This window comes from Actinophytocola sp. (assembly GCF_035712165.1).
Classification (GTDB): domain Bacteria; phylum Actinomycetota; class Actinomycetes; order Mycobacteriales; family Pseudonocardiaceae; genus DASYTH01.
The window spans coordinates 1-8,119 of sequence record NZ_DASTBH010000446.1 but is presented as its reverse complement, the minus strand read 5'-3'; the positions used below and the strand labels follow the sequence as shown (position 1 = coordinate 8,119).

Annotated in this window: 7 protein-coding genes; 4 read left to right on the top strand and 3 right to left on the bottom strand. The window is 72.0% G+C overall.

Annotated features, from left to right (window positions below; translation table 11 throughout):
* Positions 1-104: 104 nt before the first annotated feature.
* Both VFO68_RS24980 and VFO68_RS24975 read right to left on the bottom strand, forming a co-directional pair.
* Positions 105-1,346 (bottom strand): 6-phospho-beta-glucosidase, encoded by a 1,242-nt coding sequence (locus VFO68_RS24980; protein WP_325160814.1) that lies wholly within the window; start codon positions 1,344-1,346, stop codon positions 105-107.
* Positions 1,343-2,329 carry a MarR family transcriptional regulator gene (locus VFO68_RS24975; protein WP_325160813.1) on the bottom strand — a complete coding sequence of 329 codons (987 nt, stop codon included), beginning with the start codon at positions 2,327-2,329 and terminating at the stop codon, positions 1,343-1,345. Before VFO68_RS24975 ends, VFO68_RS24980 begins: the two co-directional genes overlap by 4 nt.
* A 171-nt stretch (positions 2,330-2,500) precedes the next feature.
* On the opposite strand from VFO68_RS24975, the gene VFO68_RS24970 reads away from it, so the two are divergent.
* From VFO68_RS24970 to VFO68_RS24960, 3 genes are read left to right on the top strand one after another with little or no spacing between them, the layout of a single operon-like run.
* Complete coding sequence (locus VFO68_RS24970) at positions 2,501-3,610, top strand: Gfo/Idh/MocA family protein (protein ID WP_414635565.1); 1,110 nt, start codon at positions 2,501-2,503, stop codon at positions 3,608-3,610.
* Positions 3,607-4,755, top strand: a complete 1,149-nt coding sequence (locus tag VFO68_RS24965) for a dihydrodipicolinate synthase family protein (protein WP_325160811.1) — start codon at positions 3,607-3,609, stop codon at positions 4,753-4,755. The genes VFO68_RS24970 and VFO68_RS24965 overlap by 4 nt, the downstream gene beginning before the upstream one ends.
* A gap of 5 nt (positions 4,756-4,760) precedes the next feature.
* Positions 4,761-5,567, top strand: a complete 807-nt coding sequence (locus VFO68_RS24960; protein WP_325160815.1) for a sugar phosphate isomerase/epimerase family protein — start codon at positions 4,761-4,763, stop codon at positions 5,565-5,567.
* A 12-nt stretch (positions 5,568-5,579) separates the two neighbouring features.
* Here the strand turns inward: VFO68_RS24960 and VFO68_RS24955 are convergent, their stop codons facing one another.
* Positions 5,580-6,242, bottom strand: coding sequence for a peptidoglycan-binding protein (locus VFO68_RS24955; RefSeq protein ID WP_325160810.1), 663 nt, complete (start codon positions 6,240-6,242; stop codon positions 5,580-5,582).
* 118 nt (positions 6,243-6,360) lie between these two features.
* Here VFO68_RS24955 and boxC point away from each other — a divergent pair, with 118 nt between their 5' ends.
* Positions 6,361-7,983, top strand: a complete 1,623-nt coding sequence (boxC, locus tag VFO68_RS24950) for a 2,3-epoxybenzoyl-CoA dihydrolase (RefSeq protein WP_325160809.1) — start codon at positions 6,361-6,363, stop codon at positions 7,981-7,983.
* Positions 7,984-8,119 lie beyond the last annotated feature (136 nt).

Below are 8,119 nucleotides of genomic sequence, written 5' to 3'. Positions count from 1 at the left end.
ATGGTTGCTGCCGGCACCTCGGGCGTAGCCGAGCACCGCCCCGGCCGGGTCGACCACCAGGACCTCGGTTTTCGAGTTGCCGCCGTCGATGGCCAGCAGAACGCTCACGATGCCCAGCCGAGGAAACCGGAGTTGTTCGCCAGCAACAGATCCGTCAACCGGTCGGCCAGGTCATGCTGCCCGACGAGGGGATGGGCGAGCAGTGCGCGATAGACCCGGTCCCGGCCACCGCATCGGGCGGCGGCCACCGCCAGTTCCTCGTAGGCGGCATGGTGGGCGACCAGTCCGGCGATGTCCGGTGCCAGCGGCGCGGTGGGCAGCGGCCGCGCGCCGTCCGCGCCGACCCGGCAGGACACCTCGATCACCGCCTCGTCGGGCAGGGTGCGAAACGTGCCGTGGTTGCGCACGTTGACCGCGTGCGCCGCGCCGTCGTCACCGCGCAGTGACGCCAACAACCCGACGGCGGCCTCCGAGTAGTACGCGCCGCCCCGCTCGGACAGCAGCCCCGGTTTGGTGTCCAGGGTCGGGTCGGCGTAGAGCGCCAGCAGTTCCCGCTCGATCTCGGCGACCCGCGCGCCCCGGCTGGGGGTCGTGCGCTGCTCGGTGACGACCTCGTCGTGCCCGTAGAAGTACCGCAGGTAGTAGGACGGCACGGTGCCGGTCAGTTCGAGGATCCGCCGGGGGATCCGCACCTGCTCGGCCAGTTCGGCGCCGTGCTCGGCGAGCAGGCCGGGTAACCGGTCCACCCCGCCCACCGTCGCGGCCCGCTCCCAGGTCAGGTGGTTGAGCCCGACGTGGTCCAGCAGCACCGAGTCCGGTGGCACGTCGAGCAGGCCGGCGAACCGGCGCTGCAACCCGATCGCCACGTTGCACAGGCCGACCGCGCGGTGGCCGTCGTCGAGCAGCGCCCGGGTGACGATCCCGACCGGGTTGGTGAACGCCACGATCCAGGCGCCGGCGGGCGCCCGGCGGGCGATGTCGAGCACCACCGGAACCGTGCGCAGCGCCTTGGCCAGACCACCGGCGCCGGTGGTCTCCTGGCCGACGCAACCGCACTCCAGCGGGAACGTCTCGTCGCTGATCCGGGCCCGCTGGCCGCCCACCCGCAGTTGCAGGATCACCACGTCCGCGCCGTCGAGTCCGGCGTCGAGGTCGGTGGTCCAGTCCAGGTTGGCGGGATGCCCGTGCCGGGCGAGGATGCGCCGGCCCAGCGGGCCGACGAGGTCCAGCCGGTCGGCAGCCGGGTCGACCAGCACCAGTTCGCTCAGGTCCCGGTGCAGCCGGGCGAACCCGTCGACCAGTTCCGGGGTGTAGGTCGAGCCGCCGCCGACCACCGTCACCTTCACCGTTGTCCTCCGATCCGATCGAGCACGGTGGCGCGCACGGCGGCGAGCGCCGCGTCGACCGCGCCCAGCAGCACCGGATCCCCGCTGACCCCGGTGGCCGTGACCCTGGTGTGCCGCGCCGCCAGCCGGTGCAGGGCCGCGGTGACCGCGCCGGCCAGCGGTGCGCCGCCGGCCGCCGCGACGTCGCCGGCCAGCACCACCAGCGGCGGGTCGAGCACCGCGACGATCGCCGCCAGCCCGACCGCGATCCGTTCGGCGAGCGCCTCGATGGCCAGGGCGTGCGCGGCGGGTCCGCTGACCAGGTCCCGGAACTCACGCCGGTCGCCGTGTTCGTCGGGCACCGGCAACCGGCCGATGTCGCCGCTGCCGCGCGGCGCCGAGCCGTCCAGCGCCACGGACAGTGCGGGGCCGTCCTCGCCCAGCCAGAGCAGGGCGAAGCCGGTCGTCCCGGTGGCCCGCTCGGCCGTCGCGGCCAGGTTCGCGGGGTTGTCCACGACCACCTCGGCGCGCAGCCGGCCGGCCAGCGGCTCGGTCAGGTCCGGTCCGGACCAGCCGATCCGGACATGGTCGAGCCGGCGCAGCGGAACGCGGGCCTGCCGGCAGACGGCCTGGACCGTCTCGGCGATCGCCCGGGCCGGCTCGGCGGCCGGGGTGCTCTCCCGCCGGGCGCGGACCGTGCCGGACAGGTCACACAGCGCCGCCGTGATCGCGGATGGTCGCGCGGCGACCGCCACGGCCCAGCCGGCGTCCGGGTTGACCGCGTACACCTCGGCGTTGGGACCCGGCCCGCCGCTGGTCCGGCCGACCACGGTGACCAGACCGGCATCCCGCAACCGGCGCAGCACGTCGGAGGTGGTGGGCTTGGCCAGGCCGGTCAACTCGCGCAGCTCACCCCGGGTGAGCGGGCCGCGGTCGAGCAGGTGGCCGAACGCGGCGGCGTCGTTGAGCACGCGCAGCAGCCGCGACGACCCGGCCAGCTGCATTGTCGCCTCCGATAGTTAGACACTCTTCCTAACCGTCCGGCCCGGCGGCGTCAACTCTTCCGCCCGCTGCCCGGACCACCTAGGCTTGAGGAAAGCGCTTGCCTCAATGTTCGGAGGGTGTCGGTGAACCGCAGGCCGATCGGCATCGTGCTCAATGGTGTGACCGGACGAATGGGGTACCGGCAGCATCTGGTCCGCTCGCTGCTGGCGATCCGCGAGGAGGGCGGGCTGCCGCTCGCCGACGGCACCCGGCTGTGGCCGGAGCCGGTGCTGGTCGGTCGCAACGAGGCCAAGCTGACCGAGATCGCCGAGCGGCACGGCCTGTCCGACTGGACCACCGACCTGTCCGCCGCGCTGTCCCGCGACGACGTGTCGATCTACTTCGATGCGCAGGTCACCCAGCGCCGGGAGAAGGCGGTCGCCGCGGCCATCGAGGCCGGAAAGCACATCTACACCGAGAAACCGCTGGCCGGCGACCTGGCCGGGGCGCTGGAGCTGACCCGGCTCGCGGCCGCGGCCGGGGTCCGCACCGGGGTGGTGGCCGACAAGCTGTTCCTGCCCGGGCTGCGCAAACTCAAGCGGCTGATCGACATCGGGTTCTTCGGGCGCATCCTGTCCGTGCGCGGCGAGTTCGGCTACTGGGTGTTCGAGGGGGACTGGCAACCGGCGCAGCGGCCGTCCTGGAACTACCGCGCCGAGGACGGCGGCGGGATCGTGCTGGACATGCTGCCGCACTGGCAGTACCTGCTGGAGAACCTGTTCGGCGGGGTGCGCGCGGTGCACTGCGTCGCCACCACGCACATCCCGCGCCGGTGGGACGAGAGCGGCGAGCCGTACCAGGCAACGGCGGACGACGCCGCGTACGCGATCTTCGAGTTGGCCGGCGGGGCGATCGCGCAGATCAACTCCTCCTGGGCGGTCCGGGTGTTCCGCGACGAACTGGTCGAGTTCCAGGTGGATGGCACGGACGGCTCCGCGGTGGCGGGGCTGCGCCGGTGCCGGGCCCAGCACCGCGCGGCGACCCCGAAGTCGGTCTGGGACCCGGACCAGACGGTCGCGCCGGACTCGCGCGGGGTGTGGTCCGAGGTTCCGGACAACCAGGAGTTTCACAACGGCTTCCGGGTGCAGTGGGAGCAGTTCCTGCGGCACGTGGTGGAGAACGGACCGTTTGGTTTGGACTTCGCGGCCGGCGCTCGCGGTGTGCAGTTGGCCGAGTTGGGTCTGCGGTCGGTCCGCGAGGGCCGTAGGATCGAGGTTCCGGATCTTGGGGGTGTGCGGTGAGCACGGTGACGTTGCCGGACGGAACGCGCTACCGGCTGCGCGGCGGCAGCCCGTTCGAGGCGCCGCCCGGCCCGCCGCGAACCCGGATCGCCTACGCGGCGGCGCATGTCGTCGCCGATCCGGCGGCCGAGAACGCGCCGGGGGAGCGGGCGGCGCTGGACTGGGACGCGACGCTGGCCTTCCGGGACCACCTGTGGCGACACGGCTTCGGGGTGGCCGAGGCGATGGACACCGCGCAGCGCGGCATGGGCCTGGACTATCCGGCGGTGCGTGAGCTGATCAGCCGGTCCGCCGAGCACGCCCGCGCGGTGGGCGGCCGGATCGTCGCCGGGGTCGGCACCGACCAGCTTCCGGACGGTCCCAGCACGCTGCCCAGGATCGCCGACGCCTACCGCGAGCAACTCGAGGACGTGCTGGCGGTGGGCGCGACGCCGGTGCTCATGTGCAGCCGCCACCTCGCGGCCACCGCCACCCGGCCGGAGGAGTACCTGGCCCTGTACGGCGACCTCCTCGCCCAGTCGGACCGGAAGGTGCTGCTGCACTGGCTCGGGCCGCAGTTCGACCCGGCGCTGTCCGGCTACTGGGGTTCGTCCGATGTGGACACTCAGGCGAACACCGTGCTGACGCTGATCAAGGAACACGCCGACCGGATCGACGGGATCAAGCTGTCGCTGCTCGACGCCGGGTTCGAGGTGGCGCTGCGCCGCCGGTTGCCGGCCGGGGTGCGGATGTACACCGGGGACGACTTCCACTACCCGGAACTGATCGGCGGCGACGAGCAGGGCTACTCCGACGCGCTGCTCGGGGTGTTCGCGGTGATCGCGCCGGCGGCGGCGAGCGCGCTGCTGGCCCTGGACCGGGGGCAGCCGGAGCGGTTCCGGGAGCTCATGGACGGCACGGTGCCGTTGGCCCGGCGGCTGTTCTGGCCGCCGACCCAGTACTACAAGACCGGCGTGGTGTTCCTGTCCTGGCTGGCCGGGCACCAGAGCCACTTCGTGATGGTCGGCGGGCTGCACGCGGCCCGTTCGCCCGCGCACTGCGCGCGGCTGCTGCAGCTCGCCGACACCGCCGGGCTGTTACCCGACGCCGAGTTGGCGGCGGCCCGGGCCCGCGCGTACTTCACCGTGGCCGGCGTCGACCAGTGAGGTCGCTGGCCCGGTTCTCGTTCAACCAGGCGACCGCGAACAACTGGGCGCTGGCCGAACTGGTCGACGGATGCGCCGCGGCCGGGGTCGGCTCGGTCGGCCTGTGGCGCGCCCCGGTACTCGACCACGGGCTGGCCCGGGCGGCCAAACGGGTGCGGGACGCGGGACTTTCGGTGAGCTCCCTGTGCCGGGGCGGGTTCTTCACCGCCGCCGACTGGCTCGACGACAACCGGCGGGCCATCGACGAGGCGGCCACCCTCGGCGCCCCGGTGCTGGTGCTGGTCGTCGGCGGCCTCGGCGGGCGCGCCCTGGACGACGCCCGGGCGCACGTCGCCACGGCGCTCGACACGCTGGTTCCGCACGCCCGCGCGGCCGGGGTCCGGCTTGCCGTCGAACCCATGCACCCCATGTACTGCGCCGACCGGGGCGTGGTCTCCACCCTGGCCGCCGCGCTCGATCTCGCGGCCCGCTACCCGTCCCGCGACGTCGGCGTCGTGATCGACACCTACCACGTGTGGTGGGACGAGAAGGTGTGGTCCCTGATCGCCGAAGCCGGCGCGGCGGACCGGATCGCCGGCTACCAGGTCGCCGACTGGGTCACCCCGCTACCCGAGGGCGTCCTCCTGGGCCGCGCCCTCCCCGGCGCCGGGCACATCGAGATCCCCCGCTACACCCAGGCCGTCACCGCCGCCGGCTACACCGGCCCCATCGAAGTCGAAGTGTTCAACGCCGACCTCTGGACCCGCCCCGGCCCCGACATCCTCGCCGACACCATCGCCGCCTACCTCAGCCACGTGGTCCCGAACGAGTGAGAGCGACCGGGATCAGCTGTAGGTGATGCCGGGGATGAGGCCGGCGCGGGTGAAGCGGTGGCCGATGGTGCCGACGGCGACGCCGTAGGCGGTGCCCATGGCTTCGATGGTCTCGTTGCCGGAGCCGACGGAGAGGGCGACGTGGTTGTACTGCGAGCCGTTGTGCCCGGCTTCGCGGAACAGCAGGGCGCCACGGATGCCGCTGGCCTCCTCGACGCTGCATTCCAGCCCGGCGGCGGCGACGGCGTCCATCTGGCTCACCGAGTAGCTGGGTAGCTCGATCCCCAACTGGGCGCAGCTCCAGGAGATCAGCTCGGCGCAGTCGAACGTGTCCTCGTTGGGATTGTTCTCATCGGCGTCGGTGCCGAAGTCGTAGCGGTCGTTGACCTGCTTGAGCGCGATGTCCACCAGCGCGTCGCCGGTGGGCGCCTCGGACGGGTCGTGCGCGGTGGGGTCCTCGGCCGGGGTGGAGAACAGCGCGCCCCAGGTGTCGTTGTCGATGGAGCCGGTGATCGGCAGTCCATAGGCGGCCTGGAAGGCCTGGACCGCCTCCTCGGTCTTGCGGCCGTAGTCGCCGTCCGACCCGCCGGCCGAGTAGCCGATCTCGGTCAGTCGCTCCTGCACGGTTCGCACGTCGTCGCTGCTGTCGCCACGTTTGAGAAGAGTCTCGGACATACAGCCAAGGTCGGGCATCGGCCGGCGGTCCGGCAGGGCCGAAGGAGCGGTCGAAGGGGCAGCGCAGTTCTTCTACATAACCTTGACGCTGCCGAGAGAACGTGTAGAGAATGAGGGAGTGGAGAACGCCCCGGTGTCGTTCGACACCCGCCCGGAGGACTACCGGCACTGGCGACTGCGGATCGACGGCGAGGTCGCCACCCTGGTGCTCGACGTCGACGAGGCCGGGGGCCTGGTCCCCGGCTACGAGCTGAAGCTCAACTCCTACGACCTCGGCGTGGACATCGAGCTCTACGACGCCACCCAACGGTTGCGCTTCGAGCATCCCGAGGTGCGCGTGGTCGTCCTGACCAGCGGCAAGGACAAGGTGTTCTGCGCCGGGGCCAACATCCGGATGTTGGCCGCGTCGGCGCATCCCTGGAAGGTCAACTTCTGTAAGTTCACCAATGAGACCCGCAACGCCATGGAGGACGCCACCGCGCACTCCGGGCAGACCTACCTGGCCGCGGTGAACGGTTCGTGCGCGGGCGGCGGCTACGAGCTCGCCCTCGCCTGCGACCACATCCTGCTGGTCGACGACAACTCCTCCACCGTGGCGCTGCCCGAGGTGCCACTGCTGGGCGTGCTGCCCGGCACCGGCGGGCTGACCCGGCTGGTCGACAAGCGCGGCGTGCGCAAGGACCTCGCGGACGTGTTCGCCACCCGACCGGATGGCATCAAGGGCCGCACCGCGGTGGACTGGCGGCTGGTCGACGAGCTGGCTCCGCCGCGCCGGTTCGACGACACCGTCCGCGAGCGGGCCGCCGAACTGGCCGCGCGCTCCGGCCGGCCGCGCGGGGTCGCCGGGCTCACGCTCACCCCGCTGCGCCGGGACCGCTACCTGCGCACCGAAACCGACCGGGACGCCGGCACGGTCACGATCACCGTGCACGGCCCGGACAATCCGCCTCCGGAGACGATGTCCGGGCTGGACGCGGAGTTCTGGCCGCTCGCGCTGACCCGCGAGCTGGACGACCTCATCCTTCGGTTGCGTGCCAACGAACCCGACCTGGGCACCTGGGTGATCCGCAGCAGCGGCGACGCGCAGGCCGTGCTCGACCACGAGAACCTGCTGCTGGACCAGCGCGACGACTGGCTTGCCAACGAGATCCTGCAGTACTACAAGCGCACCCTCAAACGGCTCGACGTCACCAGCCGCAGCCTGATCGCGCTGATCGAACCGGGCTCCTGCTTCGCCGGGATGCTCGCCGAGCTGGCGTTCGCCTGCGACCGGCAGTACATGCTCGACGATGCGGAGGCCGAGCAACCGGCCACGCTTCGGCTCACCGAGGCCAACTTCGGCCTGTTTCCCATGGGCAACGGCATCTCCCGGCTCGCATCCCGGTTCCACGGCCAGCCGGAGCAGCTCGATCTGTTGCACGGAAAGGAGACCGGCCGCCCGCTGGAGCCGAGGGACGCGCTGGAGCTTGGTCTGGTCACCGGCGCCCCGGACGACATCGACTGGGACGACGAGATCCGGATCGTCATCGAGGGCCGGGCCGCGCTCAGCCCGGACGCCTGCACCGGGATGGAGGCCAACCACCGGTTCGTCGGCCCGGAGACCATGGAGAGCAAGATATTCGGCCGGCTGTCCGCCTGGCAGAACTGGATTTTCCTACGCCCCAACGCATCCGGCGAGGACGGCGCGCTGCGCCGGTACGGCACTGGCCGCCGGCCGGTCTTCGACAAGGGACGGGTATGACGACTTCGATCAACTACGACGACAAGATCCCGAACAACGTCGACCTTGCGTCGAACCGCAAGCTGCAGCGCGCGCTGGAGGGCTGGCAGCCGAAGTTCATGAACTGGTGGGGCGAGATGGGTCCGACGCTGGACAC

Coding starts and splice junctions, on each gene's coding strand:
- VFO68_RS24970 (WP_414635565.1), top strand. CDS start 2,501: ATGGGGTACCGGCAGCATCTGGTCCGCTCGCTGCTGGCGATCCGCGAG.
- VFO68_RS24955 (WP_325160810.1), bottom strand. CDS start 6,242: ATGTCCGAGACTCTTCTCAAACGTGGCGACAGCAGCGACGACGTGCGA.
- VFO68_RS24975 (WP_325160813.1), bottom strand. CDS start 2,329: ATGCAGCTGGCCGGGTCGTCGCGGCTGCTGCGCGTGCTCAACGACGCC.